Source organism: Rhizobacter sp. Root1221 (assembly GCF_001425785.1).
Taxonomy (GTDB): Bacteria; Pseudomonadota; Gammaproteobacteria; order Burkholderiales; family Burkholderiaceae_C; genus Rhizobacter.
On sequence record NZ_LMDI01000002.1, the window covers coordinates 43,388 to 69,900 of the forward strand.

The 26,513-nt window shown below is 70.1% G+C and carries 28 protein-coding genes and 1 pseudogene; 9 read left to right on the forward strand and 20 right to left on the reverse strand.

From position 1 onward, the window contains the following. Nucleotides 1-163: 163 nt before the first annotated feature. The 13 genes from ASC87_RS02240 to sctV form a co-directional block, all read right to left on the reverse strand. The gene (locus ASC87_RS02240; protein ID WP_056656012.1) at nt 164-1,240 is read right to left on the reverse strand and encodes a flagellar biosynthesis protein FlhB; all 1,077 of its coding nucleotides are present in this window, start codon (nt 1,238-1,240) and stop codon (nt 164-166) included. A 6-nt stretch (nt 1,241-1,246) separates the two neighbouring features. After that, entirely contained in the window at nt 1,247-2,026 is a 780-nt protein-coding gene (sctT, locus tag ASC87_RS02245) for a type III secretion system export apparatus subunit SctT (protein ID WP_369820727.1), read from the reverse strand. Between the two features lie 2 nt (nt 2,027-2,028). Continuing rightward, the gene (locus ASC87_RS02250) at nt 2,029-2,514 is read right to left on the reverse strand and encodes a hypothetical protein (RefSeq protein WP_056656019.1); all 486 of its coding nucleotides are present in this window, start codon (nt 2,512-2,514) and stop codon (nt 2,029-2,031) included. Nucleotides 2,515-2,518: 4 nt separating this feature from the next. Next, nucleotides 2,519-3,865, reverse strand: a complete 1,347-nt coding sequence (locus ASC87_RS02255; RefSeq protein WP_056656022.1) for a FliI/YscN family ATPase — start codon at nt 3,863-3,865, stop codon at nt 2,519-2,521. Next, complete coding sequence (gene sctL / locus ASC87_RS02260; RefSeq protein WP_056656024.1) at nt 3,865-4,491, reverse strand: type III secretion system stator protein SctL; 627 nt, start codon at nt 4,489-4,491, stop codon at nt 3,865-3,867. The genes ASC87_RS02255 and sctL overlap by 1 nt, the downstream gene beginning before the upstream one ends. Beyond that, complete coding sequence (locus ASC87_RS02265) at nt 4,473-5,141, reverse strand: hypothetical protein (protein WP_056656027.1); 669 nt, start codon at nt 5,139-5,141, stop codon at nt 4,473-4,475. Before ASC87_RS02265 ends, sctL begins: the two co-directional genes overlap by 19 nt. A 12-nt stretch (nt 5,142-5,153) precedes the next feature. Continuing rightward, nucleotides 5,154-5,924 (reverse strand): type III secretion system inner membrane ring lipoprotein SctJ, encoded by a 771-nt coding sequence (sctJ, locus tag ASC87_RS02270; protein WP_056656030.1) that lies wholly within the window; start codon nt 5,922-5,924, stop codon nt 5,154-5,156. Continuing rightward, complete coding sequence (locus ASC87_RS02275; protein ID WP_056656033.1) at nt 5,917-6,282, reverse strand: hypothetical protein; 366 nt, start codon at nt 6,280-6,282, stop codon at nt 5,917-5,919. Before ASC87_RS02275 ends, sctJ begins: the two co-directional genes overlap by 8 nt. Nucleotides 6,283-6,360: 78 nt before the next feature. After that, complete coding sequence (locus ASC87_RS02280) at nt 6,361-6,579, reverse strand: hypothetical protein (protein ID WP_056656036.1); 219 nt, start codon at nt 6,577-6,579, stop codon at nt 6,361-6,363. A gap of 131 nt (nt 6,580-6,710) precedes the next feature. Beyond that, entirely contained in the window at nt 6,711-7,859 is a 1,149-nt protein-coding gene (locus ASC87_RS02285) for a hypothetical protein (RefSeq protein WP_056656040.1), read from the reverse strand. Continuing rightward, entirely contained in the window at nt 7,856-9,637 is a 1,782-nt protein-coding gene (gene sctC, locus ASC87_RS02290; protein WP_082568328.1) for a type III secretion system outer membrane ring subunit SctC, read from the reverse strand. The genes ASC87_RS02285 and sctC overlap by 4 nt, the downstream gene beginning before the upstream one ends. Beyond that, entirely contained in the window at nt 9,634-9,900 is a 267-nt protein-coding gene (locus ASC87_RS02295) for an EscS/YscS/HrcS family type III secretion system export apparatus protein (protein ID WP_056656391.1), read from the reverse strand. Before ASC87_RS02295 ends, sctC begins: the two co-directional genes overlap by 4 nt. An 18-nt stretch (nt 9,901-9,918) precedes the next feature. Next, the gene (gene sctV / locus ASC87_RS02300) at nt 9,919-11,991 is read right to left on the reverse strand and encodes a type III secretion system export apparatus subunit SctV (RefSeq protein WP_056656394.1); all 2,073 of its coding nucleotides are present in this window, start codon (nt 11,989-11,991) and stop codon (nt 9,919-9,921) included. Between the two features lie 203 nt (nt 11,992-12,194). Here sctV and sctQ point away from each other — a divergent pair, with 203 nt between their 5' ends. Together sctQ and sctR are read left to right on the forward strand one after the other, a co-directional pair. Continuing rightward, nucleotides 12,195-13,283 (forward strand): type III secretion system cytoplasmic ring protein SctQ, encoded by a 1,089-nt coding sequence (gene sctQ / locus ASC87_RS02305; protein WP_056656043.1) that lies wholly within the window; start codon nt 12,195-12,197, stop codon nt 13,281-13,283. Between the two features lie 13 nt (nt 13,284-13,296). Beyond that, on the forward strand, nt 13,297-13,956 hold the full coding sequence (gene sctR, locus ASC87_RS02310) for a type III secretion system export apparatus subunit SctR (RefSeq protein WP_056656046.1): 660 nt from the start codon (nt 13,297-13,299) through the stop codon (nt 13,954-13,956). Between the two features lie 3 nt (nt 13,957-13,959). On the opposite strand, the gene ASC87_RS02315 is transcribed toward sctR, so the two are convergent. The 5 genes from ASC87_RS02315 to ASC87_RS02335 all read right to left on the reverse strand — a co-directional run bounded on the left by ASC87_RS02315 (nt 13,960) and on the right by ASC87_RS02335 (nt 18,074). Next, nucleotides 13,960-15,009: a DUF1254 domain-containing protein gene (locus ASC87_RS02315; protein ID WP_056656049.1), complete on the reverse strand. Its 1,050-nt coding sequence runs from the start codon at nt 15,007-15,009 to the stop codon at nt 13,960-13,962. 52 nt (nt 15,010-15,061) lie between these two features. Continuing rightward, the gene (locus tag ASC87_RS02320) at nt 15,062-15,988 is read right to left on the reverse strand and encodes a DedA family protein/thiosulfate sulfurtransferase GlpE (RefSeq protein ID WP_056656052.1); all 927 of its coding nucleotides are present in this window, start codon (nt 15,986-15,988) and stop codon (nt 15,062-15,064) included. Nucleotides 15,989-16,060: 72 nt separating this feature from the next. Further along, nucleotides 16,061-16,381, reverse strand: a complete 321-nt coding sequence (locus ASC87_RS02325) for a hypothetical protein (protein WP_056656057.1) — start codon at nt 16,379-16,381, stop codon at nt 16,061-16,063. A 26-nt stretch (nt 16,382-16,407) separates the two neighbouring features. Continuing rightward, nucleotides 16,408-17,466 carry an alpha/beta fold hydrolase gene (locus ASC87_RS02330; protein ID WP_056656059.1) on the reverse strand — a complete coding sequence of 353 codons (1,059 nt, stop codon included), beginning with the start codon at nt 17,464-17,466 and terminating at the stop codon, nt 16,408-16,410. A 143-nt stretch (nt 17,467-17,609) separates the two neighbouring features. After that, nucleotides 17,610-18,074: a hypothetical protein gene (locus ASC87_RS02335; protein WP_056656062.1), complete on the reverse strand. Its 465-nt coding sequence runs from the start codon at nt 18,072-18,074 to the stop codon at nt 17,610-17,612. Nucleotides 18,075-18,233: 159 nt separating this feature from the next. Here ASC87_RS02335 and ASC87_RS32970 point away from each other — a divergent pair. The 6 genes and pseudogenes from ASC87_RS32970 to ASC87_RS02360 form a co-directional block, all read left to right on the forward strand. Next, nucleotides 18,234-18,344, forward strand: a pseudogene (locus ASC87_RS32970) (ABC transporter ATP-binding protein); the annotation flags it as partial. A 35-nt stretch (nt 18,345-18,379) separates the two neighbouring features. Beyond that, entirely contained in the window at nt 18,380-18,598 is a 219-nt protein-coding gene (locus ASC87_RS02340; RefSeq protein ID WP_056656065.1) for a DUF4089 domain-containing protein, read from the forward strand. Then, nucleotides 18,595-20,004 carry an AtzE family amidohydrolase gene (locus tag ASC87_RS02345; RefSeq protein WP_235582015.1) on the forward strand — a complete coding sequence of 470 codons (1,410 nt, stop codon included), beginning with the start codon at nt 18,595-18,597 and terminating at the stop codon, nt 20,002-20,004. The genes ASC87_RS02340 and ASC87_RS02345 overlap by 4 nt, the downstream gene beginning before the upstream one ends. A gap of 345 nt (nt 20,005-20,349) precedes the next feature. Next, nucleotides 20,350-21,249: a hypothetical protein gene (locus ASC87_RS02350; protein WP_056656071.1), complete on the forward strand. Its 900-nt coding sequence runs from the start codon at nt 20,350-20,352 to the stop codon at nt 21,247-21,249. 27 nt (nt 21,250-21,276) lie between these two features. Continuing rightward, nucleotides 21,277-22,149, forward strand: a complete 873-nt coding sequence (locus tag ASC87_RS02355) for a DUF3365 domain-containing protein (RefSeq protein WP_056656074.1) — start codon at nt 21,277-21,279, stop codon at nt 22,147-22,149. A gap of 25 nt (nt 22,150-22,174) precedes the next feature. Beyond that, nucleotides 22,175-23,632: a serine/threonine-protein kinase gene (locus ASC87_RS02360; protein WP_056656077.1), complete on the forward strand. Its 1,458-nt coding sequence runs from the start codon at nt 22,175-22,177 to the stop codon at nt 23,630-23,632. Here the strand turns inward: ASC87_RS02360 and ASC87_RS02365 are convergent, their stop codons facing one another. Next, nucleotides 23,633-24,133 (reverse strand): MgtC/SapB family protein, encoded by a 501-nt coding sequence (locus ASC87_RS02365; RefSeq protein ID WP_056656396.1) that lies wholly within the window; start codon nt 24,131-24,133, stop codon nt 23,633-23,635. It lies immediately after the preceding gene. A gap of 163 nt (nt 24,134-24,296) precedes the next feature. Here ASC87_RS02365 and ASC87_RS02370 point away from each other — a divergent pair, with 163 nt between their 5' ends. After that, a complete protein-coding gene (locus ASC87_RS02370; protein ID WP_056656081.1) occupies nt 24,297-25,397 on the forward strand; it encodes a hypothetical protein in 1,101 nt (366 codons plus the stop codon). Between the two features lie 55 nt (nt 25,398-25,452). On the opposite strand, the gene ASC87_RS02375 is transcribed toward ASC87_RS02370, so the two are convergent. Continuing rightward, a complete protein-coding gene (locus ASC87_RS02375) occupies nt 25,453-26,508 on the reverse strand; it encodes a carbonic anhydrase family protein (protein WP_235582016.1) in 1,056 nt (351 codons plus the stop codon). Nucleotides 26,509-26,513 lie beyond the last annotated feature (5 nt).

Sequence of the window (26,513 nt, forward strand, 5' to 3'; positions counted from 1 at the left end):
TTCTGGGGGACTCGAGTGGCGCCGGGACGAGCGGAGAAGTCGCGTCGATCCACGCGGCAATCGCGAGGGAAGTCCGTGCGAAAGTTCACGATCGGAAAGACTCTAAGTCGCGCCCTCCGGCCACGGCAACCACGAGTTCTCGTAGCCGGACTTGCGAGCCTGCTCATGAGGCATCGCCTTCCGGTTCTGGCGGAGGCGCCGGTGGCGTGGGCTCGTCTCCTTGCGCCCAGCGCAACAGGCGAGCCACCGGTTCGTACAACGAGCGGGGAATGGCCATGTCCTCAGGCACTTCGGCGTAGAGGCGCTCGGCGAGAGAGGGCTCGAAGGCCAGCGGCACCAAGGCCTCGCCGGCGGCGCGGCGGATCTGGGCGGCCACTTCATTCTCACCGCGCGCGATCACGCGCGGCAAGTCCTTCTCGCCAAGGTATTGCAGGGCCACGGCGACGCGGGGCGAATGGATCACGGCGGACGCCGCCCGCACGCGGTCGGCCAGGCTCGCGTACACCTGCTCGAAGTGGGCTGACTTGCGCCGGGCCGACGTGAGCGGGTCGCCTTCGTTCTCCTTGTATTCACGTTGAAGGTCTTCGATCGACATGCGCTGCTGCTTGATGAACTCGTACCGCTGGTGCACGAAGTCCACGACGGCCATCACGGCGTAGATGACGGCGGCCCAGGCGAACGTCACCAGCACCATGCGAGCCGCCACGTTCAGGGCGGAGGCCGGGTCCACGTAGCCCAGCTTGAGCGCGGTTTCGATGAACCCACGCACCACCACGAAGAGCAGGGCCCCCAACAGCAGCGTCTTGACCACCACCTTCACCAGGTTGATCAGGCTGCGGGTGGAGAACATGCGCTTGAGGCCTTCGGCCGGATTGAGGCGGTTCACGTCGGGGCTCAGCCGCTGCCAGGCGGCCAACGCCCCCACCTGCACGAATGAGCCCACGATGCCCGCGAACGCTGCCACGCCGGCGACGGGCAGCACGCCCCACAGCCACACGGCTTGGGCGTGCTGCAGCAACCCCGGCAGGCTCGCGCCGGGAGATCTCAGCAAAGCGCCGTTGGTCGCGTGCAGCCACAACTCGCGCAGTGCGCTGAACCCGGTGGCGCCCAGCAGCCACAGGGCAAGCACCACACCCACGAACACGGCGGTGGACGCCACGTCAGCGCTGAAGACCACCTCGCCACGCTTGCGCGCATCGCGCAGGCGCTTCGGCGTGGGGTCGTGGGTCTTCTCGGCCATGGGAACCTACAGCGCGTGGCGCAGGAACTCGATCACGCCGTTCGACGGGCGCAGGAATTCGACCAGCGAGTCGTACACGAAAAAGAGGAACAGCGTCAGCATGAGCGTGGCCAGCAGGCTCTTGAGCGGCTGCGAGAACACGAAGACGTTGAGCTGCGGCGCAGCACGGTTGACGAGGCCGAGCCCCAGCTCCACGAGCACCAGCACGAGCAGTACCGGTGAGGCCAGCTTGACGATCCACAGGAACAGCGTGTCGCCCTGGCGGATGGTGAATTCCTCCAGCACCCTGCCCACGTCCGGGAGGAATGAACTGAGCGGCCACAGCCGGTAGGAATCGACCACGACGCCAAGCATCGCCAGCAACCCACCGGCCGCCACGAACAGCGTGATAGCCAGCATGCCGAGGAACGCCCCCGTGGGGCCGCCTTCGTGGCCGCCCACGGGGTCGAAGAACGTGGCATTGGCCGACCCGGTCTGGAAGTCGATCAGGTCGCCCACACTCTGGATGGCCCAGATGAAGATGCCGAAGCCGAGGCCCAGCAGCGTGCCGATCAGCACCTCCTTGGCGGCGACCAGCAGCAGCATCGGCACCGGCATGGGCGGCAGGTCGCCGACGATGGGCGACAGGAAGAGCGCGAGGATGAGCAGCAACCCGTTGCGCGCCGGCCCCGTCAGCATGCGCGGCGACAGGAACGGCGCCACGGCGAAGATGGCCACCAGCCGCGGCAGCGTGATCACGATCGACAACAGCAGTGCCTCGAAGGAGGCCATCGATGCAGGCAACACCGTCAGCCCTCCTCGCGAGACGTGGACCACACACGCAACGACGCTTCCTCGGCCGCGTCCTCGAACCGCAGCTCGCGCAGCCGCGTGGCATCGGTGTGCGCGCGCTCGGACATCCGCACAGCGCTCTGGCACTCGGCGGCCGCTTTGCGAACGCGTTCACGGGCCTCGGCCACCCGCGCTTGCTGCCGGGCCGCTTCGGCGCAGGTGCGCTCGACCACCACGCCGGCCTCCGCCACCTGCCGGTCGAGGCGGCGGCTCCAGGCCGAGACGTTGCGCAGGTCGTCCATGCGCAGGCCGCCCGGCTGGCCCGATGCCACGTCCGACCAGAGCGCGCTGCGAACCTCCTGCCGGGCCTCCAGCGCAGCTTCGGCCTGGCGCACCTGGTCCGCGCGGGCCTCGGCTTCCACCCGTTCGCGCCGCGCGCGGTCGAGCGCCAGCGTGCGGTGGCGTTCACGCACGCGGATCAGCAAGGTCCAGTCGATCGTCATGGTGTCACTCCGACAGCTGGCGCAACGCCGACAGCGTGTGGGTCAGGGCCACGGGGTCTCGCGGCGGCTGGCGCAGGAACGCCTGCATCTCGGCGCGCAGCCGCACCGCCGCATCGGCCCGCGGATCACTGCCGGCCTGGTACTCGCCGATCTGCACCAGGAGTTCCACCTCCTGGTACGCGGCCATCAACGAGCGGAAGGCGGATGCCGCGGCCTGGTGTTCGGGGGACACCACTTGCGGCATCACCCGGCTCACGCTCGCCAGCACGTCGATCGCGGGGTAGTGGCTGGCGGAGGCCAGCTTGCGCGACAGCACCACGTGCCCGTCGAGGATGGACCGCACCTCCTCGGCGATCGGGTCGTTGTCTTCGTCCCCTTCGGTGAGCACCGAATACACCGCGGTGATCGACCCCGTGCGCCCCTGCCCGGCGCGCTCCAGCAGCTGCGGCAGCATCGAGAAGATCGACGGCGGGTAGCTGCGTCGCGTGGGCGGTTCACCGCTGGCCAGGCCGATCTCGCGCTGCGCCCGCGCAAAGCGCGTCAGCGAGTCCACCACGAGCATCACCCGCTTGCCCTGGTCGCGGAAGTGTTCAGCGATCGTGGTGGCCACCTGGGCCGACTTCACCCGCTCCATCGGCGGCCGGTCGGAGGTGGACACCACCATCACCGTCTTGGCACGGCCCGCCGCACCGAGTTCATGTTCGATGAACTCCTTCACCTCGCGCCCGCGTTCACCGATCAATGCCACCACGTTGACGTCGGCATCGGACTGCCGCGCCAGCATGCCGAGCAGCGTGCTCTTGCCCATGCCCGGTGCGGCAAAGACCCCGATGCGCTGGCCTTCGCCGATCGTCAGCAAGCCGTCGATGGCGCGGATGCCGGTGACGATGGGCCGTTCGATCAGGCGCCGGGCCAGCGGCGACACCGGGCCGCGGTGCACCGGGTGGAACGCGTGCGCCTCGACGGGGCCGAGGTCGTCGAGCGGCGCCCCCATCGCGTCGATCACCCGGCCCAGCAGGCCGGGGCCGACCGGGCACACATGGCCGCGGCCCGACGGAATGACCTCCGTCAACGCCGACAGCCCGGTGGTGGGGCCGAGCGGCGTGAGCAGCGCGGTCTGGTTCGAAAAGCCGATCACCTCGGCCAGCAGTGGCGGCTCGCCCGGGGTTGTCAGCTCGCAGAGTTCGCCCACGTGGGCCTGGATGCCCGTGGCATTGATCAGCATGCCCACCGCACGGCTCACCCGGCCGCGCATGGCCACCGGGGACACACGCCCCATCGCCTGCGCCAGGTCGGTCACGAGGCCGATCGCCGCGCGCGATGGGCCGGCAGCGGGCACGGGCCGGTCCATCAGCGCGCTCCTGCCGGTGGCGTCCGCAACACCGCGCGCCGGAACGCCTCGAGCTGCGCCTCGATGCCGATCTCGATCGAGCCGGACGCCGTGTGCACCGTGCACATGCCGTCCGCCAGCGATGCATCGGCCTGCACCTGGCAGTTCATTGCCCACGGCGACGTCTCCGCGAAGTGCGTCAGCGCGGCGCGCAGCGCTGCCTCGCGGGTGGGTGGCACACGCACGCTGACGAACGCCTCCTGGCGGATCAGTGTGTCCACCCGCCGCAGCGCCGCTTCGAACTGGGCCGCAGGTTCCGCGTCGGCCAGGAATTGGCCGATCGCCTGGACGACGATGCCGGCCATCGATTCGCGTAGAGCGTGCAGCTGGCGCTCGGCTGCCATGGCCTCGGCAGCAAGCCGCTGCGTGTACTCGGATTTCGCGCGCTGCAGACCTTTCTCATAGCCCTTCCTTTCGCTGGCGATGGCGTCGGCCCGGGCCTGCTCGCGGATGCGCTGCGCCTCGCCCTGTGCGGCGGCAACGACTTGCGATGCGTCGAGCAGCGCGGCATATTCGGCCTCCTTCAGCACCTTGCGTTCGCTCAGCAGCTGCAGGTTGTCGGTGGTGATCAGAAAAGCCAGTCCCATTGCGGCAACCTTTCGGGAACGATGCAGAGCAGGATCACTTCGATGAGCTGCGCCTGCTGCGCGGGCCGAAGCACCGGCAGCGGACGCGACGACACGCGGCGCGGCAGCTTGCGCCGCACGTGGCCGGACAGCACCTCGCCCGTGCCCGACAGCGCCGCCAGCAGCAGCCGGTGCCCGCGGTCCACCACCAGGTGCCCGGCACCGCTGGGCCGCGCCTCCAGGTCGCGGAGGTTCATCGCGAAGTGGTCCAGGTGTGGCAGGCGGTCCAGCACGAACGGCACCGCATCCGCGTCGTAGCGCCGGGCCTGCCGTTCGAGGGCCCGGGCCAGCCCGCGCTGGCGAAACGCCGGGCGGTGCACCGCAAAGCCGCAGTAGGCCGCGAGGCGCCGCAGCGACGGGCCGTCGACCAGTGCGAGCCGTTCTGCCGGATCGTCGAACGACCAGACGGGCGGCGGCGCATCGGCGGCGCGCAACACGTCACCCAGCACCGCGCGGCCGGCGGCACCGAAGCGCCGGTGCCGCGCGGGCCAGCCGGCCGGGAGCCAGCTCGGGTGCAGGTCCTGCTCGGGGTGCAGGTTCAGCGCCACGAGCCGCTGTGCGAGCAGCAGCGCGTGGGGCGACTGGCTGAGCGGGGTCGGTGTGGAGTCCATCGTGCGGGCCGGTCAACGGGCAGGCCGGATGCGGCTCAGCCAGGTGCGCCAATCGAGCCCCTGGCGCTTGAGCAGGTGCGGCAGCGCGACGAGCGCCGCCACCGCGGCGGCGGCCAGGCCCAGCAGCACGAAGCGCGCACCACCGGGCAGGCCATCCCATGCGCCCATGGCAGCGCCCCCCGCCGCGGCGGGCCGGGGCCCCGCGGCCCGCGCCGGGAACAGCGACAGCGACACCTGCTCGTGTGCCAGCCCCTCGATGCTGTGCGCCACGAGGTCCTTGACCATCGGGACCAGCAGGCGCAGGTCCGTGTCCGGCTGGTGCTTGATGAAGACGGCGGCCGATGACGGCCGCACCTTCTCGCTCAGCGGGTCGCTGGCCGGCACCACCACGTGCACCCGGGCCGCCACCACGCCGTCGATCTGGTTGAGCGTCTGCGACAGCTCCTGCGACAACGCGTGGATGTAGCGCATGCGTTCCTCGGACGGCGTGGACACGAGGCCCTGCTTCTGGAACATGTCGCCCATCGACACGAAACGGTCGTGGGGCAGGCCGTTCGCGCGGAGCACGTCGAGCGCGCGGCCGAGGTCACCCTCCTCCACCTGCAGCTGCCAGCCGGCCTCGCCCTCGCGCTCCTTCGATGCGGACAGCGACTGCGCCGTCAGGGCGGCGAGCATCTCGTTCGCCTCCTGCTCGTTCAGGTTCGAGTAGAGGCCGACCTTGCAGCCGGCCAGGACGGCGCACAGCAACACGGCGGCGCCCAGCCGCGGCAGGTGGTCAATCATGGCGGTTGAACAGCTGCTTGAAGATGCCGGTGAAGCCGCTGGTCACCGCCACGGTGACGTGCATCTTCCCGAGGAATTCCATGCGCTGGCCCAGCACGTCCATCATCACGTACTGCGACTTGATGGGGTCGGCCGGGTCCTGCAGGCTCGACAGCTGCTGCACCAGGTCCGTCGTGGCCGAGCCGGGCGAACCCGACGGGGACGGTGCCGGCCCGGTGCCGGCCGACGTGGCCTCGCCCACGCCCTTCATCAGGTCGGCGAACATGCGGGCGCCCGCGGTGTCTTGCGCGGGTGCGCCGTGGGGTGGCGGCAGCGCACCGAGCGCGGCAACCGCGGACGGATCGACGGATGTGACCATCGGAACCTCCTTGAATGTGGGTCAGTGATCGGGACACCCGGCCCGGCCGAGCCGGACCGGGGCCCCGCCCCGGTGGCGTCAGGCCGCCGAGGAACCGCGGGTGATGTGGCTGCCGAACTGCTTGATCAGCTCGGTGTTGCCAGCGGTGATGCTCATGACGAGCGCCGTCTTCTGTTGCCCTTCCGACGTCTGGCGCTGCGCGGTCGCCGTGGCGGCGCTCATCGCGGCGCTGTCGGCGGCGGCTTGCTTCTGGGCGGCAATGGAAGCGGCGGTGTCGGGGGAAATGCCATCGGCCATGTCTGTTCTCCTGGTAGTGAATGAATCCTCGGGCGAGGACGGGGACATCTGCCACCGCGCGCGGACGTCCACGCGCGGCGGCAAATCGGGAAGCCGGCCGGCCAACGGCCGCACGGCGGATCGGGATCAGGTCATCGGGGTGCCTCCACGGCAACGGGTGCCGAGGCGGCGGCGTCAGCGGCCGCCGCGCGGTCGGGGCTGAGGTTCGCCAGTTCGTCGCCGGACTTCAGCACCGCGCCTTCGAAGTACACGTTGCCGTTGGCCAGCTGGATGTAGCGCAGCCCCTGGCCGTCGTCGGTGATGCTGACCATCCGCGACGGCAGCACCTTCTGCCAGGCGGCCCACTGGTCACGCGCCTCCGCGGCCGCCTCGACGGGCTTGGGCTTGTACTGGACCTTGTCGGTCACCCGCACCGCCGGGTGCAGGTCGTCGCGCAGGCGCAGCACCTTGTCCTGCACGTCGGCCCGTTCGGTGCGGCCGGACACGGCGATCAGCCCCTTGCCCTCGTACGTCACCGCCAGGCCCGGGTCGCTGACGAACCGGCGCGACTGGTCGATCAGTTCATCGACGGCATGCACCCGAACGATCACCCGCTGGCCGAACGGCTGCATCGACTGGTTCAGGCGGGCGCGCCGGGACTGCGACTCGACAAAGCCCGTCACGGTCACCTGGCCCGCGCCCGACACCACTGCATCGGTTTCCGGAAAGTCCTTCAGCACACTTTCGATCGCTGCAAGGTCGACCAGGCCTGCGCCCGGCCGGCCTTCCGACGCATTGCCGGCCAGGCCCCACCATGCGGCGGCCATCGTCACCACCCACACCCCGGCGGCCACTGCCCAGGTGCGCCACGTGCTGCGGGGTGTGGCCGGCGCGGCCAGGGTGGTATCGGACGCGAGCAGCTCGGCATCCCCGTCGAGGAACATCGACTCGCTCGTGTCGCGCGCCTGTTCGTTCACGGGGTAGTTGCGTTCGATCTGGAAGTCGATCGCGCCGATCGTGACCACGTCGCCCACCACGACACTGCGGCGTGTGACCGGCATGGGCACGCCGTTGATGGCCGCGGCGGCCTCGCCGATCCGCTGCACCGACAGCGCCACGTCACCCACCGTGAACACCAGGTGCTGGGCCTGCGCATCGGACGCGGGCAGCAGGATCTGGCTGTCCGGGCCCGACCCCACCCGGTTCGTACCGGGCGAGAGCAGGATGGTGCGGCCACGGATCGCCCCGCTCAGGAACCGCAGGCACCACCCGGGCGCCGGAGACAACGTGGCGTGGCTCATGAGCGTTCGCTCCCCCCATCGAACGGCGTGACCGGCGGGGCCGGCGCCGGCACGGGCGGCATCGGCAGCTGCGCGGCCACACCCGGCGTCACGAATCGCGGCGTCAGCAGGTAGAAGCGCTCGAGGTTCGACTGTTTCTTCGACTGGTACTTGAAGAGGTTGCCGACGTAGGGGATCTTCGACAGCCCGGGCACCCCGCTCATCGTGTTCGTGCGCTCCTCCGACGAGTAGCCCGCCAGCAGCACCCCCTGCCCGTCGCCCACCATCGCCTGCGTGATGACACTGCGGCGACGCACGATCGGCAGGTTGTCCACCGTGTCGGACGTGACGCTGTCGTCGTTGATGTTGATCGTCATCATCACGCCACGGCCGCCCGGCTCGTCGATCACGAGCGGCGTCACGCGCACGTCGGTGCCGGCGATCACGGTGTACAGGCTCGAGTCCTGGAAGCCCGGCACCTTGATGTAGAACTCGCTCTTGTTCTCGAGGCTCGCCTCGGTGTTGTCGAGCGTCAGCACCTTCGGCCGTGCCACGAAGTTCGCCTGGCCCTTCGTGGCGAGCGCACTCACCCGTGCCAGCAGGAAGTTGCGCAACTCGCTGCCGAGGTTCGCGGTGAACACGCCGCCCGCCGGCACCGTGGCCCCGGTCTGGCCGGCGGTGGTGGCGCCGTTGGCCCACGACAGCGGGGCGTTGGTGCCGTTGCCTGTCTGGAAGTCGGCGTGCTTGCCGTGCAGGCGCCAGTCCACCCCCAGGTTGTCGAGCGTGTCGCTGCTGATGTCCATGATCGTCACCTCGATCTCCACGAGGCGCGGTTTCATGTCCATCGACGCGATCAGCTCGGCATACCGTGGCATGCGTTCGGGCAGGTCACGCACCAGCACCGCGTTCATGCGGGTGTCGACGTGGAACTGCGGCAAGTCGTGCCGGATCATCGGCGGCGCGTTGCCGTCACCATCATCGGACGGCGCGGACATCGCGTTGGCATCCACCTTCGGCGCATTGACGGTGGCGCCCGATGGCAGCTTGATCTGGCGGTTGCCGGTGACCCGCGGCATCGCCATCGCGCCGCCCACCGACATACCACCCACCGTGCCGCCGCCGCCACTGTCGCTTCGCGGGTCGAACAGGCTGCGCAACACACTCACGACCCCGGGCACACCCACCTCCTTGCCGGAGCGGCGGATCTGGAAGTCGGCCGCCCACGCGTACTTCAGCGGGAACAGGCGCACCTCGGCCTTGTCCACCTGCGACGCGCGGTAGTCGATCGACTTGACCACCTGCCGCACCGCGTCGACATACCGTTTCGGGCCGGAGACGAACACGTGGTTGTCGGCCGCGTTGACCGTCAGCGGGAACCGCTTGTCCGTCAGCTGCATGCGGCTGATGGCTTCGGTGATGCGGGCGGCGTTGCTGCCGGAGATGGGCAGCACCTCGCTGCGTGCGTCGCTGGCGGGCTCGATGAACAGCAGCGCGCCGTCGTAGTAGTACGTGAGGCCGTAGCTCGCGCACACCCCGTCGAGGATCTGCCGGGCCGACCCCGTCGACTTCCCGCTGATGACGAACTTGCCGCTGATGAGGCCGTCGATCTTCGGGTCGATCACCGCGGTGGTGCCTTGCGACGCCGCCAGCTCGCGCAGGAAGTCGACCAGCCGCTTTTCGTTGGCCAGCACCTGGAACGACTTGCTGGACCAGCGCAGCTCGGCCGCACCCGCCGGTGCCACACCCGCCAGCATCACAGCGAGCGCCAGCGCGGCGAAGAGAGGAAGACCGGTTTTCATGGCAACTGGCTCACGACGTGGAAGGCCCGCTCGGCAAAACCCATCACCTGCCGGCCCGACCAGCCCGTGGTGAGGACGATCGTCACCATCACCGCGACCTGGCGCAACGACTGGCCGATGCTCTGGTCCTGGATCTGGGTGACGGTCTGCAGCGTGGCCACGCCCAGCGCCGTCAGGGTCGCCACCACCACGACGGGCAGCGACACCCAGATGATCACGAGCAGCGCGTCGCGGGTGAGGGACAGGATGTCGACAGGGGTCATTGAACAAGGGCCTCGCGGTCAGGCGGCCTGCGGGTTGGTGATCCAGCCCACAGGCTGGAGCGCGACGTCGTCATCGACCTCCTGGTACGACAGCACCGGGAGGTGGGGCGCCATGGGTTCGACGAGCAACTTGATGTAGCGGCGCAGGTCGGTCGGGGCCACGGCCACGACACCGCGCGGGGCCGTCTCCAGCACGCGCCGCAGCTGGTCGAGGATGTCCTGCTTGACAGCCGGACTGAGCGCCAGCAGGTTGCCGCGCACCACCCGCTCCACCGCCGCCTCCACCCGGTCGAGCAACGCGGCATCGAACATCACCGCGTTGAGCCTGCGGTCGGCACCCACGTGGCGGCTGGTGATGTAGCGGCCGAGGTCGACACGCACGAGCTCGGTGAGCGAGATCGAGTCGGCCTCCTTCGGCGCCCAGCGCACGAGGCTCTCGAAGATCACGGTCAGGTTGCGGATGGGGATGCCCTCCTGCAGCAGCCGGCGCAACACCTCGGCGATGCGCTGCGGCGGCACGGTGCGGGCCACTTCGGCCGCGAGATCGGGCACGTCGCGCTGGGCACCATGGATCAGGCGCTGCACTTCCTGCAGGCCGATCAACCGCGGTGCATGCTGGCGGATCACCGCCTCGACGTGGGCGACCAGCACGTCCTCGCAGGTGAGTGCGGTGCCACCGGCCGCTGCCGGAGGCAGCCACACCGCCCGCGGGAACGGGCCGAACGGCTCGGCCACCACCGCCTCGGGCGGTGGCACGCGCGGGTCCGTGGGGTCGAGCAACATCCAGCCGGGCCGCAGCGCGCCGGTGGACACCACCACGTCCTGCACCAGCACCTGGTACGACGCCGGGTCGGCCATCGTGCCTTCGGCGAGCTGCAGCCGCGGGAACACCGGGCCGAGGTCGCGTTCCACCCGGCCCTTGGCCGCGGCCATGCCGCGGTCGAACGCGTGGCGGTCCACCCGCGGGCGCAGTTCGTGGGCGAGCCGCACGGCCACCGGATAGGCCGTGGCGTCGCGCGTGTCCTCGCCATCGGCCTCCTCGCCCGTCGCGTGGTGCGTGATCCATTCCGGCGTGCGGCCACGCTGGCGGGCCGAACGCAGCAGGAAGCCGCTCGCCCCGATCACCACCACCCACAGGCCGAAGGCCCACTTCGGGAACCCGGGCACCAGCAGGAAACTGCTGAGCGCCAGGGCCGCCACGAGCAATGCGCGCGGGTGGCCGCCGATCTGGCCGAGGATCTGCCCGGCCAGCGCCGGGTTGCCCCCACCGGACGACGTGACGCGCGTGATGACCACCCCCGCCGCGATGGACACCAGCAGCGACGGGATCTGCGACACCATGCCGTCGCCCACCGTCAGGATCGCGTAGCGCTGCAAGGCCTGGCCCACGCTCATGTCGTGCATCAGCGAACCGATGGCCACACCAGCCAGGATGTTGACCAGCGCGATGACGATGCCGGCGATGGCATCGCCCTTGACGAACTTCATCGCCCCGTCCATCGCGCCGTGCAGCTGGCATTCCTGTTCGAGCGCCTGGCGGCGCAGCAGCGCCTGCGCGGGCGACAGCACACCGGCCCGCACGTCGGCGTCGATGCTCATCTGCTTGCCGGGCATGGCGTCGAGCGCGAACCGGGCCGCCACTTCCGCCACCCGCTCCGAGCCTTTGGCGATCACGATGAACTGCACGACCGCGATGATGATGAACACCACCCCGCCCACCACCACGTTGTTGCCCACGATCAGCTTGCCGAACGTGTCGATGATGTGGCCCGCGTTGGCGTGCAGCAGGATGAGCTTCGTGGAGGCGATGTTCAGCGCCAGCCGGAACAGCGTCGTGAACAGCAGCAGCGACGGGAACGTGGACAGCGACAGGGCCGACGGCACGTACATCGCCACGATCAGCAGCACCAGGCTGATGGCGAGGTTGCTCGTGATCAGCAGGTCGAGCAGCGGCGTGGGCAACGGCAGCACGAACAGCGCCACGATCGCCACCAGCAGGCCCGCGAGCAGCAGGTCGTTGTGGCGTGCCGCGCGGGCGAACAGGTCGCGCAGCGGATAGCCGGTGGGGAAGGATTGCGGGCGCAACGGCATGGTCGTGTCCAGGGTCTGCGGCAACGCGGAACTGCGGTGCGTTCGATGCCGCGAACTCTATGGCCGCCCCCTGCACGGCAGCAACCACGAGTTTTCGTAGTCACACACCTGACTTCATGACTACGCTTTTGCGTAGTTCCCCAATGCGATGCCTTTGGCTACGCTGCCGCTCGCAACCTCCTCCTCGTTCACACGGCACCGCCATGGAACTGCTGCTCGATCGTCCTGCCTCCGTTGTCACCGAACTCGGCCTCGCCGCGGCGTTGCCGCGGCTGGACCCTGCGGTGGCTCACGCGTTGAGCCACGTGTACAGCCGGGGCGCGGCCATGGACCTCCAGCTCGGTAGCACGGTGCACCAGCTGGTGTGGGCCGAGCCGGTGGGGGCACCCGCACCTGTCGAAACCTTCCGGTTCGAACTGGGGGACGGCACCGGCACGCTCTCGGTCGACCGCGTCACCGTGGCCGCGCTGCTCGGCGAGGCACGCAGCGAGCGCCTGCCGCGCGAACTGCGTTGCGTGCTGTGGGCCGACGCGTTGCATGCCGTGGGCCACGCGCTCGAATCGGCCACGCGGCAGCGGCTGGTCTGGTTGCCCGATGGCCTCGCCGCCGCGGTCGAACCCGACCCCGGCCGCGCCGCCTGGTTCTCGCTGTCAGGCCCATCCGGTTCCGGACGGGGCCGGGGCTTCGTGCAACTCGACAGCGCCCCCGCGCTGGCTGCCCTGCTGTCGCGATGGCCGCGGGGTGCCGCATCACCGCGGCACACCGTGGACACGCTGCGGTGGCCGCTGTCGTTCGTGCTGGGGTCTGCGCAAATCGCCATCGCCGAGCTGCGTGGCGTTCGCCGCGGCGACATCGTGGGCATCGGGGACTGGGGCTCGGCCGGCGCGGCCGTGCGTGTCAGCGCCAGCCCGGGCGGCCCGCGCGGCATCCGCCTCGACGGCACCGCCGAAGGCACCCGCATCACCATCCACCACACGAAGGACCTCACCATGCACCGCGAACCCGCCTCCGCATCCGGCTTGCCCGACGAGCCGCCAGCCGGCGCCGAACTGCCCCTGGACCGCCTGGACCACCTCGAGGTGAACCTGCGGTTCGAAGTGGGCGACCTGTCGATCTCGCTCGCCGAACTGCGTGCCATCCAGCCAGGCCACGTGTTCGACCTGCCGCACACCTTGAGCCGCAGCCCCGTGCGCATCCTCGCGCACGGCAACGTGCTGGGCAAAGGCCACCTCGTGGCCGTGGGCGACCGGCTGGGTGTGCGGGTGTCCGACTTCGCGCCCAGCGAAGTGTGAGGCGGGCCGCCGGATGGGAGTCAACCTGCACGACCCGGTCACGCTCGTCGCGTTGATCGTCGCGTTCGGCGTGGCGCCGTTCGTCGCGTTGATGATGACGAGCTACACGAAACTCGTGATCGTCTTCGGCCTCTTGCGCACCGCCCTCGGGCTGCAGCAGACGCCGCCGAACATGGTGCTCAACGGGCTCGCCATCATCCTGTCCATCTACATCATGGCGCCCATCGGCATGGAAATGGGCGACGCGCTGCGGGGCCGGAAATTCGGCGCCCAGGGCGAAAGCCTCGGTGACGTGACCGCCGTGCTCGATGCCGCCAAGGCGCCGGTGAAAGCGTTCCTGCAGAAGCACACCCATGAACGCGACCGCCGGTTCTTCCTGAAGTCGGCCGAGAACATCTGGCCGAAGGAACGTGCCGCCACGTTGCAGGCCGACGACTTCATGGTGCTCGTGCCGAGCTTCACGCTGAGCGAACTCACGCGCGCCTTCCAGATCGGGTTTGTCATCTACCTCGTGTTCGTGGTGGTGGACCTGATCGTGGCCACGGTGCTGCTGGCGCTCGGCATGTCGATGATCGCGCCCACCACCATCTCGCTGCCGTTCAAGCTGCTGCTCTTCGTGATCCTCGACGGGTGGAGCCGCCTGATCCACGGGCTCGTGCTGTCGTACCAGTGAAACTCAACCGCCCGGGGCCACCGGGCGCGGCTCGGGGCGCGGTTCAGGACGCGGTTCCGGAAACACCCAGCGCCCGTCCACCGCCTCCGGCCGCGGCCGATACAACCGCACCGTGTAGCCCCACCCCGGCGTGACAGGCAGGCAGTTGCGCACCCCGGCCGCGCACCCGCCGAACTGCAGCGTGAACGCGCCGTCCGCATCGGGCTCGGCCGTGACGTTGTTCAGCGAATAGGCCCGCTGCACGTTCTTGGCGAAAAAGCCTTCCCGGTTGTAGACACTCACGGACCAGAACGCATCCACGGGCACGTCGCGCACGGTGACACGGTGCACGGTGTCGCCGTCGTTCCGGGCGGGCGAGCCGCTCTGGTACACGGCGTCCGCCGCGGGGTTGCCGCCCCAGCCGGTGGCGGTGCCGATCAGGTGATGCACCGGGTCCACCTTCTCACGCGCGCCGAACATGCGCGTGGTGCCCACCCCGCCCAACGCCCGCAACGCATCGCGCACGCGCCCGAGCGACACCGGATCCCAGCGTGGGGTCTCGAACGTGCCGGTGGCAGCCTGCTGCACGGTGACCGCGTCCTGCAGCGCGTGCACCGCCGCCACGTCGGCGGCATCGGCCGGGTTCACGAACAGCCGCAGCAGCACGAAGGCGTAGCGGGTGCCCACCTGCTCGCGGGTCAGCGTGTGGGGGCCCGCGGCGTAGCGGGTGTCGCCGCAGAAGTGGTCTTCGTCGATGACCTGCATGGACACGAAACGCTGGCCCGCATCGGGCAGCGTGACGGTGACCGGGCCGGCCTCGAGGTCGAACACCGCGGAGGAGTACAGCGTGTCGCGGTTGGAGCGCACCACGGCCTGCTGGTCGATGTCGGTGAGGTCGCGGGCATGCTGGAAGCGGCCAAGGCCGCCCCGCGCCACGAACCGCGCGAAGTAGGTGTCGGTTTCGGCCCGCGGGAAGTTGTCGGCCGTGACGCGGTAGGTGGCCGGCGCGGCGCCCTGGGCGCCGGCGGCACCGGCCGCCAGCCCGAACACCATGGCCGTGAAGAGTCGCCTCATGGCGTCATTCAAGCACCATGGCGGCAAAAGGTCCACCGCGAGGGTGCGGGGGTCAGGCGGCGTCCACCGACAGCCCGGCCGCACGCCACGCGTCGATGCCGCCCTGCAGCGGCCGCACCCGCTTGAACCCGCGCGCCATCAGCTGGCGTGCGACGAGGGCAGCGGACGCCTCGTTGGGGCACGCGCAGTAGACCACCACCATCGCGTCGTCGCCGGGGGCACGCAGGTTGTCGGGCCACTCGCCGTGCGTCAGCACGATGGCGCCGGGGATGCGGCCATCGTCGCGGGCCAGCGCCGACCGCACGTCCACCACCAGCGGCGTCTCGCCGTTGGCGAACATGCTGGCCAGCATGGCCACCGAGATGCGGTCCATGCGAAGCTGGGCGTGGAACTGGTGGCGGCGCCACGCCTTCGAGGCCACGAACACCGCCGCGAAACAGGCGAGCAGCACGAGCCCCCACCGACCCATCTCGGTGAGCACCTGCATCACATCCTCGATGGCCGTCGAGAACAGCCAGCCAAGCGCCAGGCCGACACCCGCCCACAAGGCCGCACCGAGGGCGTCGTAGAACACGAACGGCGCACGGCGCACGCCGGTGGAACCGGCCATCGCGGTGGCCACGCTGGCAAAGCCCGGCACGAACTTGGCCACCACGAGCGACGGTGCACCGAAACGCGCGAAGATGGATTCGGTCTGCCGCACACACCCGTCCTGCGACAACGACAGCCTGCACAGGGTGCGCAACACGCGCGTGCCGTAGCGTTGGCCGGCGGCGTACCAGAGGCTGTCGGCCAGCAGGCACGCCACGACGGCGGTGGCCAGCAGGCCGGCGATGGGCAACTCGCCGCGGGCGGCCAGCGACCCGGCCACGAGCAGCACCGGGTACGCCGGCAGCGGCACACCGGCCTGCTCGACGAGCACGCACGCAAAGATGAACAACACGCCGTATTGGGTGATCAGCTCGAGCAGCAACGACACTTCGGCTCCTTGGGGTCCTCGATCATCGCGCGATCCGGGGGCGGGCGCCTCTCCTTTGTGGCGGGGACCGCCTCATGCCGCGCCATCCGGCTCCGGCAGGAAGGGCCAACCCAGCAGCTCGGCCAGGCGGTGCACCACCCAGCGGGCCTCTGGCGGCGACACGCCGGACTCGGGTGTCTCCAGGCCGCGCAGGCAGCGCTCCAGCACGTCGTCCTCGGTGACACCGAGCTGGAACAGCAGCGTGCTGGCGTGGTCGACGAGGTGGTTGGCGAGGTCCTCGCAGGCTTCGTAACGCGCGCGCACGACACGCAGCGGTTCGGTCAGCCGCTGCCGCGCATCGGTGTACAGCGCGTAGAAGGACGGGGGAACTTCGATCTGGTACTCATCGGACATGGTGCGCGTTTGTACCTCAAGCGCCGTCACACCCCCGGGCCGGGGCGGAAGGTGCGGCCGAACCCGGCCTCCCGGGCGGTCGCCACGGTTCGCCCGCGGTTGGCGGTGCCGAGCTTGCGGTACAGGTTGCTCACATGGTTGCGGACGGTCTTGATGCCGAGGTCCAGCACCTGGGCGATCGCCGCGTTGTCGCGGCCCTGCGCCAGCAGGTCGACGATGTCGAGTTCGCGGGCCGTGAGCCGCGCGAACGGCGACGACCCCTCGGGTTCCCGCGGCAGGAAACGCCGCACTTCCAGCAACCACCGGTCCCACGCCGCCTCGTTCGGCTGGAGCAGGTGGTTCGCGCTGTCGAGGGTCACGAGGTGGGCGTCATGCAGCCGGGCGGCCAGCCACAAGGCCTCCGCCACCGGCACCTCGGGGTCGTCGGCCGCGTGCAGCAGCAGCGTGGGGCAAGTCACGCGGTCGAGCTGCAGGGTCAGGTCCACCGCGTCCTCGACCTCGCGCATGCGGGCCGACAACGCGGCCGACGTGGCCACCTCGCGCAGGTCCGCTGCGCCGTGGCCCGCCGGGAACAGGCAGGCGATGCGGCCGCCGTTGCGGGCCCAGGCCCCATGCAGCACCAACCGGCTCACCCGCCCCGGATGGCGCGCGGCGTAGGCCAGTGCCACGAGCGCCCCGTCGGAAACCCCCAGCAACGGGAAGCGATCGAGCCCGCGCGCAGCCACCACCGCCTCCAGGTCGGCAACCCAGCCGTCCAGGGACACGCCCGGCACATCCCAGTCGGACAGGCCACACCCGCGCCGGTCGTGGCGCACCAGCGTGCGGTCGCTCGACAGTTCCGCGAGCAGGTGGCCCCACACGCCGCTGCCGGCATCGAACTCGAGGTGGCTCAACCCGTTGGACGCCTTGACCAGCACGGGCCCGTGGCCCGACACGGCGTGGGCGATGCGCACGCCATCGGCCGCCCGGCCATGGGCCAGGTGCTGCCGGAATGGAACCGGAACCATCGCACGCGCTGCCAGCGGCTCCCCGAGGAAGTCGGGTGCCTCGGTGTCCTCGCCCGCATTCAACGAGTCACCCGGCATGGCGGCAGGCCGGCGCGTGGTGCATGGTGCCTTCCCCTTCTGGACGGTGGGTCAATGACCGCGCAGTGTCTGCAGCGCGGGTTTCACCGGCGTTTCTTCGCCGGCGGGGCGTGTTTCATTTGTTGCGCCAGGCGGCGCGCGGGTCATCCCGTCACGGCAAACCGGTCGGCACGCGCGGCGTCGAGCACCGACGGCAGGTCCCTGGCCAAGGCGTCGGCGGGGGTGCGTTCGCCGAGCCTCACGTTCGGCATCGCGAACCACATCGCCTGGGCCCACGTGTCGAAGTCAGGCGGCAACTCGCCCGTGACCTGCCGCACCTCCGGCCGGATGGCCATCGACCGCAGGTCGAACTGGAAAAGGGGCACCCACACCTCGCCCTTCCAGTCGAAACCCAGCACCTCGCCCGAGACGATCGCGCGCGCGAGCCGTGAGATATCCCCCACCCCGCGCTGGGCGAGCGACTCGGCCACCTCGTCACCCCGCGCGAGCCCGCCGGTTTCGCGGAACGCACGCAGCATCGCGGCGAACTGGCGATCACGTTCGCCCTCGACCAGCAGCACGGCAGGTGCCGCGTGGGAAGAATCGGCGGCGTTCGAAGCAATCAGCATGGCGGTCTCCGGAACCATAGAGGCGGTGACGAACGATACGAACGCGCAGCGGCCGGAGGCAGAGGGCGCGTGCCTGTCGGGCCGTCAGCGCCCCACCGCATCGCCTGTAGGACGGCTCCGACCGGCCTGCCCGCCGCGCCGCACCTGAACGCCCTCGCCGGCACCACGATGGTGCTCGTTTCGCACGATCTGGAGAGGCCGGGTACGTCGCCCGACCAGGTGCTCCTGCTGCTGAAGCGCCCCGCCCGGCTGGCAGAGATCTTGCGGCACGAGGTGCGCCGCTGATGGCCCGAGGACCCCGAACGATGCCCGACAGCCCGCCCGCCGCCACCCTGGACTTCGTCCGGGCCTCGGCGCGTTTCCTGAACCTGCCGCTCGACGACGACCGGTTGGCACGGGTCGCCGTGCACCTGGAGCGCACGCGGCACATGGTGGCCGCGCTGGAAGCGCTGCCGCTGGACGTGGACGTGGAACCGGCCGAGGTGTTCAAGCCCGCGCCGTTCCCGCCCGGGTCGGACTCATGACACTGGGACGGGTCACCGACATGATCTCCGGCCTCAACATCGTGCGCGGCGTCCACTCGGGCGCGATGTTGGCCGAGGAGGCGCTCGAACATTGCATCGCCCGGATCGAGGTCACGGATCACCGCGTGAACGCGTTCACCGACGGCACCTTCGAGCGCGCCCTGCGCGAGGCGCAGGCCATCGACCGGCGGCGCGCGCGCGGCGAGGTGCTGCCGCCGCTCGCCGGCCTGCCATATGCGGTGAAGAACCTGTTCGACGTGGAAGGCCTCACCACCCGCGCCGGCAGCCGCGTGCGCAACGGGCAACCCGCCGCCACCTCGGATGCAGTGCTGGTGCAGCGCCTGCAGGCCGCCGGCGCCGTGCTGGTGGGGGCGCTCAACATGGACGAGTTCGCCTACGGGTTCACCACCGAGAACAGCCACTACGGCCCCTGCCGCAACCCGCGCGACCTGAAACGCATCGCCGGCGGCTCGTCCGGCGGTTGCGGCGCCGCGGTGGCCGCCGGCCAGGTGCCGATGACCCTCGGGTCCGACACCAACGGCTCCATCCGCGTGCCGTCGTCGCTCTGCGGTGTGTGGGGGCTCAAGCCCACGTTCGGCCGGCTGTCGCGGCGCGGCAGCTTCCCGTTTGCCGCAAGCCTCGACCACCTGGGCCCGTTCGCCCGCACGGTCGAAGACCTGGCCGCCACGTACGACGTGCTGCAGGGCCCCGACCCCGCCGACCCCGGCTGCCATGCGGAGCGGGTGCAACCCACGTCCGGCCACCTGGACGCCGGCGTGGCCGGCCTGCGCATCGGGGTGCTCAACGGCTACTTCGAGGAGCTCGCTGGCCCGCAGGCGCAGCGCGCCCTCGACGCGGCCGCCCGCGTGCTGGGCGGCGTGCGCGGCGTGACGTGGCCTGACGCCGCGCTGGCCCGCGTGGCCGCGTATGTCGTCAGCGCGAGCGAAGGCGGCGCGCTGCACCTGCCGCTGCTGCGTGAGCGCGCCGCGGAGTTCGAGCCGCTGTCCGTCGACCGGTTCATCGCCGGGGCACTGCAGCCCACCGAATGGTACGTGCGGGCCCAGCGCTTTCGCCGCCGCTACCGAGACCAGGTGCTCGCCCTCTTTCGTGACTGGGACGTGCTGCTGGCCCCGGCCACGCCAGTGCCGGCCACGCCCATCGGCACCGAGCAGTTCGAGCTGAACGGCCACTGGCTGCCGGCCCGGCCGTCGATGGGCCTGCTCACCCAGCCCATCTCGTTCGCGGGTTGCCCCGTCGTTGCCGCCCCGCTGTGGCCCGAAGGCCCGCGTGGCCTGCCGATGGGCGTGCAGGTGATCGCCGCCCCGTGGCGCGAAGACCTGGCCCTGCGCGCGGCCCGCGTGCTCGAAGCCAGTGGCGCCGCGCAGTCCCCCGTTGCCACGTTCTGAGTCGGCACCGCAGTCGACCGCCACGAACAGGCCGTCGTGAGCAACGACGTGTCGCAACCCGGGGCCAGCAAGGCCGCGATGGGCAAGATAACTATCCACAAACCGCACAATGCGCGGCCCGTGGAAGGCATACGCCAGACATGATGCTCGCCGCCGAATAACAGGCGGCAACGCCGCCAGGGCCTGTTCGTGCATTGATGCACGGATGAGGGCCGGTCCAGGGGGATTCCGATGACCTTCGACCATCGAAATCCACGCCCCGGGCGGCTATGCTTCTCCGTCCTTGCCGGACCCGCACCCGCTGCTCACCGGCCCACGAGAAGACTGCGTTTCCTGGAGACTCCCATGTGGAAACAAGCCCTGCGGGCCTGCGCTCTCGCCAGCCTGCCGAGCCTGGGTCTGGCCGCCCCGCCCCTCGCCACCGCCACGATCGTCGAGGGTGAGACCATCTTGATCCGCGAAGCCGCGGCCTATGGCCTCGCCGAAGGCGTGCGCCTGCAGAAAGGCGACATCATCCAGTCCACGGCCAAGGGCCGCTTCGTGCGCCTGGAGTTCGCCGATGGCGTGGTGGTCGACCTGGCCGGCGGCACGCAGCTGATGCTGTCGCCCAAGGCCGGCCCCGACCGCGGCAAGGCGCCCCCGCGCCTGTACCTGCTCAACGGCGTCGTGAAGGTGGGGGTGCCCGCCAACCTGCCCGCGGCCGACACGCTGCTGGCGTCCCCGAACGCCGACCTGGCCGCCGTGTCCAAGGGCGTGGTGGTGTCGGCCACGCAGCACGACGCCTCGGTGTTCGCCGAGTCGGGTGCCGTCACCGTGGTGGAGCGCCGCGAGTTCAAGCCCCAGCCGCCCCACACCCTGCGCAGCGGGCAGTTCTACCTGCGCACCGGCGAGGCGAAGGCCCAGGTCGCGCCACGGCCGTCGGGCGCCTTCATCCAGTCGTTGCCCAAGGCCTTCCTCGACACGCTGCCGTCGCGCCTCGACCTGTTCAAGGGCCGCGACGTGGTGCCGAAACCCGCTGCGGCCGGCCTCTCGTACACTGACGTACAGCCATGGATCGATGCGGAGCCCACGTTGCGCCCGCAGTTCGTGCCCCGCTGGCGCACCCTGGCGAAAGCGCCCGACTTCCGTGCCGGCCTCGTCGCCGGCATCGCGGCCCACCCCGAGTGGGACCGCCTGCTGTTCCCCGAGAAGTACCGCCCCAATCCGCGTCCCGGCGATGCCCCGCCTCCCGGCACGCGTTACTGATTTTCTACCGCCCACCGCAGAGGCTCCATGAAGCTGCTCGTCAAGTTCAACCTGGTTTTCCTCCTCGTGTTCGTGGTCGGCCTGGCCGTGTCCGGCACCGTCGCGCGCAAGCTGCTGCAAGACGGCGCACACGAGGAAGTGCTCGACCGCGCCCGCCTGCTGATGGAAAACGCCATGGCGGTCAGCGCCTACACCGCGAACCAGGTGGCCCCGCTGCTCGAGACGCAGATGAAATACACGTTCCTGCCCCAATCGGTTCCGGCCTACTCGTCCACCGAGGTGCTGAACGCGCTGCGCAAGGCCCACCCGGAGTACGCGTACAAGGCCGCCATGCTGAACCCCACGAACCCGCGCGACCGCGCGCAGGACTGGGAGGAAGACGTCATCATGCAGTTCAAGCAGGAACCCGAACGCGCCGAGTTCATCGGCCAGCGCGATACCCCGGCCGGCCGCTCGCTCTACATCGCCCGCCCCATCAAGATCGTCAACGCCAACTGCCTGCGCTGCCACAGCACGGTCGATGCTGCCCCGGCATCTCTCGTCGAGAAGTACGGCCCGGCCAACGGCTTCGGCTGGGTCATGAACGAGGCCCTCGGTGCCCAGGTCGTGTCGGTGCCCATGTCGGTGCCGCTGCAGCGCGCTGACCGCGCCTTCGTGGTCGTGATGGGCCTGCTCGCCAGCGTCTTCCTGCTGATCGGCGTGGCGCTGAACCTGATGCTGTGGCAGTTGGTCATCCAGCCGGTGAGCCAGCTGTCGAAGCTTGCCGACCGCGTGAGCCTCGGCGAACTCGACGCACCCGAGTTCAAGGCGCGCGCGCGTGACGAAATTGGCGTGTTGTCCGATTCGTTCTCGCGCATGCGCAGGAGCCTGGTGCATGCGATGAAAATGCTCGACACCTGAACCCCGTTCCCGGTAGCCGGCGTCGATGAAACACCCCGAAAAACTCGGCAAGTACCCCATCACCGGCGTGCTCGGTGAGGGTGCCATGGGCGTCGTCTACAAGGCATTCGACCCGATCATCCAGCGCCCGGTGGCCCTCAAGACCATCCACAAGCAGCTGATCGGCGACGACCCGTCGGGCACTTCGGCCGCCGCGCGCTTTCGCAACGAGGCGCAAGCGGTGGGCCGGCTGCTGCACCCGGGCATCGTGGCCATCTACGAGTACGGCGAGGACGACAACACGGCGTTCATCGCAATGGAACTGGTGCAGGGCCGCACGCTCTCGCAGATCCTCGAGTCGAACCCGAAGCTGCCCGAACCGGACGTGCTGCGCATCATGGACCAGCTGCTCGCGGCGCTGGACGTGGCCCACCACCATGGCGTGTGGCACCGCGACATCAAGCCGGCCAACATCCTCATCACGTCCACCGGCCAGCTCAAGATCACCGACTTCGGCATCGCGCGCATCGAGTCGGTGGCCCTCACCCAGGTCACGTCCACCATCGGCACGCCGGGCTACATGGCACCCGAGCAGTACCGCGGCGATGCGGTGGACCACCGTGTCGACCTTTTCTCGGCCGGCGTGTTGCTGTACCGCATGCTGACCGGCGAACAACCGTTCCGCGGCTCGGTCGAGTCGGTGATGTACCAGATCCTCCACAAGGAACCGGTGCCCCCAAGCCAGGTACCCGGCGCGATGCGGCCGGTGTTCTACGACGCCGTCGTCGCGAAGGCCCTCGCGAAGGACAAGCTCGCCCGCTTCGAAAGCGCCGCGCAGTTCCGCGGCGCCCTCGAAAAGCGCGTGCAGGCCATTCCCGCGGCCGAAGCGCAGACCACCGTGATCGTGGTGCACGCCCATCCGCCTGCACCGGCGGCGTTCGCCGGCCGTTCGGCCACGGCCGACATGCCCACCACGCCGGTGCCGGCGCTGCAATCGGTCACGATGCCCCCTGGCTGGAACAACGAGGAACTCACGCGGGTGGAACACGCCCTCGCCAGTTTCGTGGGCCCGGTGGCCAAGGTGCTGGTGCGCATGGCCGCCAAACATGCGGGCGACCTCGCCGCGTTGACGTCCGCGTTGACAACCCACCTGACCGACGAACAGGACCGCCAGCGTTTCCTCGCGAAGGCGATGCAACCCGGCACGGCCCGCACCCACGCGTCCACCGGCGGCAGTGCCACGGCGCGCACGGTCCCCACGCGGGCCCCTACCCCGGTGCCCGCGCCGGGTGGCACGATGGCGCCCCCCCTGTCACCCGACGACGTGGCCCATGGCCTCAAGGTGCTGACGAGCCACATCGGCCCCATCGCCGCCATCGTCGTGAAAAAGGCATCGGCGAAGGCCCCCACGCAAGAACAGTTCTTCCAGATGCTCGCCGAACATGCCACCGAGGGCGCAGAGCGCGACCAGCTCGTCAAGGCGCTGCGCCGCAAGGCCGGCTGATCACGGCTCGTCCCGCGCCGGCCGGTCCAGGTGGGGCGCGATCAGCGGCAGCAGGAAGAGGATGAACAATGCGAACAGCGTGGCCAGGATGGCGGTCACTTCGCGCCCGAGCCCTGCCGCGATGCCGATGGCGGCCGTGAGCCAGATGCCCGCGGCGGTCGTGAGGCCCTTCACCTGCGACGTGGTGTCGCCCTTCCAGATGGTGCCGGCACCGAGGAATCCGATGCCGGCCACGATGCCCTGCACCACCCGTGTCATGTCCGCCGGCGACACGCCGATCTGGGCCGGGACCAGCACGAACATGGCCGACCCCATGGCCACCAGCATGTGCGTGCGCACGCCAGCCGCTTTGCCCTTCTGCCCTCGCTCGTAGCCGAGCAGCGCGCCCAGCAGCGCTGCCAGCACGAGGCGCACCACCACGCGCGTGAAACCGGCGAGGTCGGGGATGTCGGAGAACTCGGCGATCAGCGTATCGGTCACGGCGGTCCAGCCTGAGGCCATGGGCTTGCTCCCCGGTGAGTGGATGAGTGGATGAGCTTCGGCGATGATGCCCGACACACCCGGGCCCTTCCATCAAGGCACCAGGACAACCCCTGGGTGAGTAGTACTGCCCCGATCAGGCCGCCCCTTGCGGCGCCAGCGGTTCCGTGCACAATGGCGCGCCATGACCTTCTTGATCGAATCAGAACGCCGGCAATCGCAACTCGATTTCCAGGCTTCGGCCACCGAGATCGAGGTGGGCGACCGCCGTGACTGCCCGCTGCCGCTGCCCGAACTGTTGGCTTTGCACCCGGGCCATCCGGCGGTGCGGGAGGTGCACGAAGGGGGCCTCACGGCGGTCGTGTACAAGGTCCACGCCCTCGGCCGGGACTGGGCGGTCAAGCGCGCCCGCACACCGTGCCTGGTGCAGAACGTCGACGGCCAGACGTCGTTCCTGAACGAAGTGCAGCGCCGCGCCGAGATCAGCGCGCTCCGCGCCGAGCCCGGTGGTGCGGGCCGCTTCCCCGGCATCGTGAGCACCGTGTATGCATCACTGCGCCACGGCGTGGCCGTGTCGCCGTGGATCCCGGGCACCCCGGTGAGCACCTGGGATGCCCGGCGCTTCCAGCAGGTGTTCGAAACCGGCCGCGAACTGCTGCGTGCCGGCTTCTTCGAGTGGGACTTCAGCCCCGGCAACCTGCTCGACGACGGCCAGCAGGTGTGGCTGTTCGACTTCGGCTACATGTACCGCTTCGACCCGCTGCGCCATTTCAACAGCGGGGGCGACGGCACCACCGCGCCGCTGTGCCACCTGGCCGAACGCATCGAGAGCCGGCACGTGTTCGGCACCTGGCTGGACCAGGACCCGGCCGACGTGCTGGTCTCGTTCCGGCAGGCCAAGTGCGTCGCACTCGCCACCTACCGGCAGTTGCACGACGAGCTGCGGGCCGATGGGGCCACGGCGCAGGTGCTCGGCTGGCTCGCCGGCGTCGCCGACGGCTGGGAACGCGCCCTGGCCGGGGACCTTCACGGGCTGTACCTGCGCGAAGGCTGGCGGTCGCACGTCATGGACCTGGAGGACGACCTGCACGGCCGCACCTGCACGCCGAAGACCTTGCAGCGCGTGGACTGGCTGCTCGACGCGGTGCGCACACACCACGGTGCGCTGCTGGCACAAGGCGGGTTGTTCGACGGTGACGAGGCCCGCTCGCGCGACGGCCTCATCGCGCGTTACACCGCCAAGCGGCGCGAGGCGGAAGGCCTGCAGGTACGCCTCGCCGCCTAACCCAGCTCAGCCGGCTCAACCGTTCGCTTCGCGCGCCACAGATGCATCGGCCTCGTCAGTTCCAACCCTTGATCAACCGCCCGCTGGCCGACTGCACCGGCCGCGCGTTCATCGGGTAGAGCCGCGAGAAGATCGCCAGCTGGTCAGACGAGATGGCCACGGGGCTTTTCATCACCATCCATAGCACCCCCTCCCTGCACGGCGGCGTGGTCATGGAACCCATGTAGGTGTAGTAGCGGCGGTCGGAGGGCAGCAGGCCCGACACGTCGATGCCGGACCGGGCCGGCAGCTCCTCGCCCTTCTCGAGCGGCAGGTTGTTCCAGACCGCCTGGATCACCGGCTGTTCGGCGCCGCGGTCGAGCAGCACCGCGACCACGGCCGTGCGGCCCTCGGCATCCTTGTGTATCAGGTGGGCGCCCATGTCGAACTGGCGGCCGTTGATGCGCTCTTCGGCCGGGCGGCGGAACTCGATGCGGTCGAGCTGGTAGCGCCGGCCCATCACCTCGATGAAGTTGCCGTCGGCCACGTTGACCTGCACGGTGCGTCCGGTGTCGATCACGCCGAAGCTGCTGGCCTTGTAGTCGAACTCGATGGGGTCCAGGTAGACGCCGATGCCATCGCGGATGTCGATGGGGCTCTGGCGCTTGCCGTTGCCACACAGCGCGTAGTCGCCACGCAGGCGGGACCAGTGTTCGGGGCCGGTGCTGCCGTCGTACGACCAGGCACCACCGGCCGGCGCCCCGCTGGACGCGCGGCGGGGCGTGCCACTGCCAGCACCCTTGCGGCGCGGCGGCGCGGCGCCGTCGGGCGAGCTGGCGGCCACCTTGATGACGTCGGAGTCGCTCTCGGGGGCGACGCGTGCGCCCAGCTTGTCGGCAAGGCGGTCGCGCAGGCGGTCCATCGGGTCCCCGGGCGCGGCGGGCACGGGCTTCTTCGGGCGCTGCAGGTCGCCCGGCGTGCTTTCGCGGCCGGGCTCCGGGTCCTTCAGCTGGGCGGGTTTGCCGGGTGAGTTCTTGATGGCGGGGACATCGACCGCGTGCACGGCAGAGGCCGCCACGCACAGGCCGGTCGACAACAGCAACGCCGCCAACGGGCGCATCGGAAATGACATCGGGT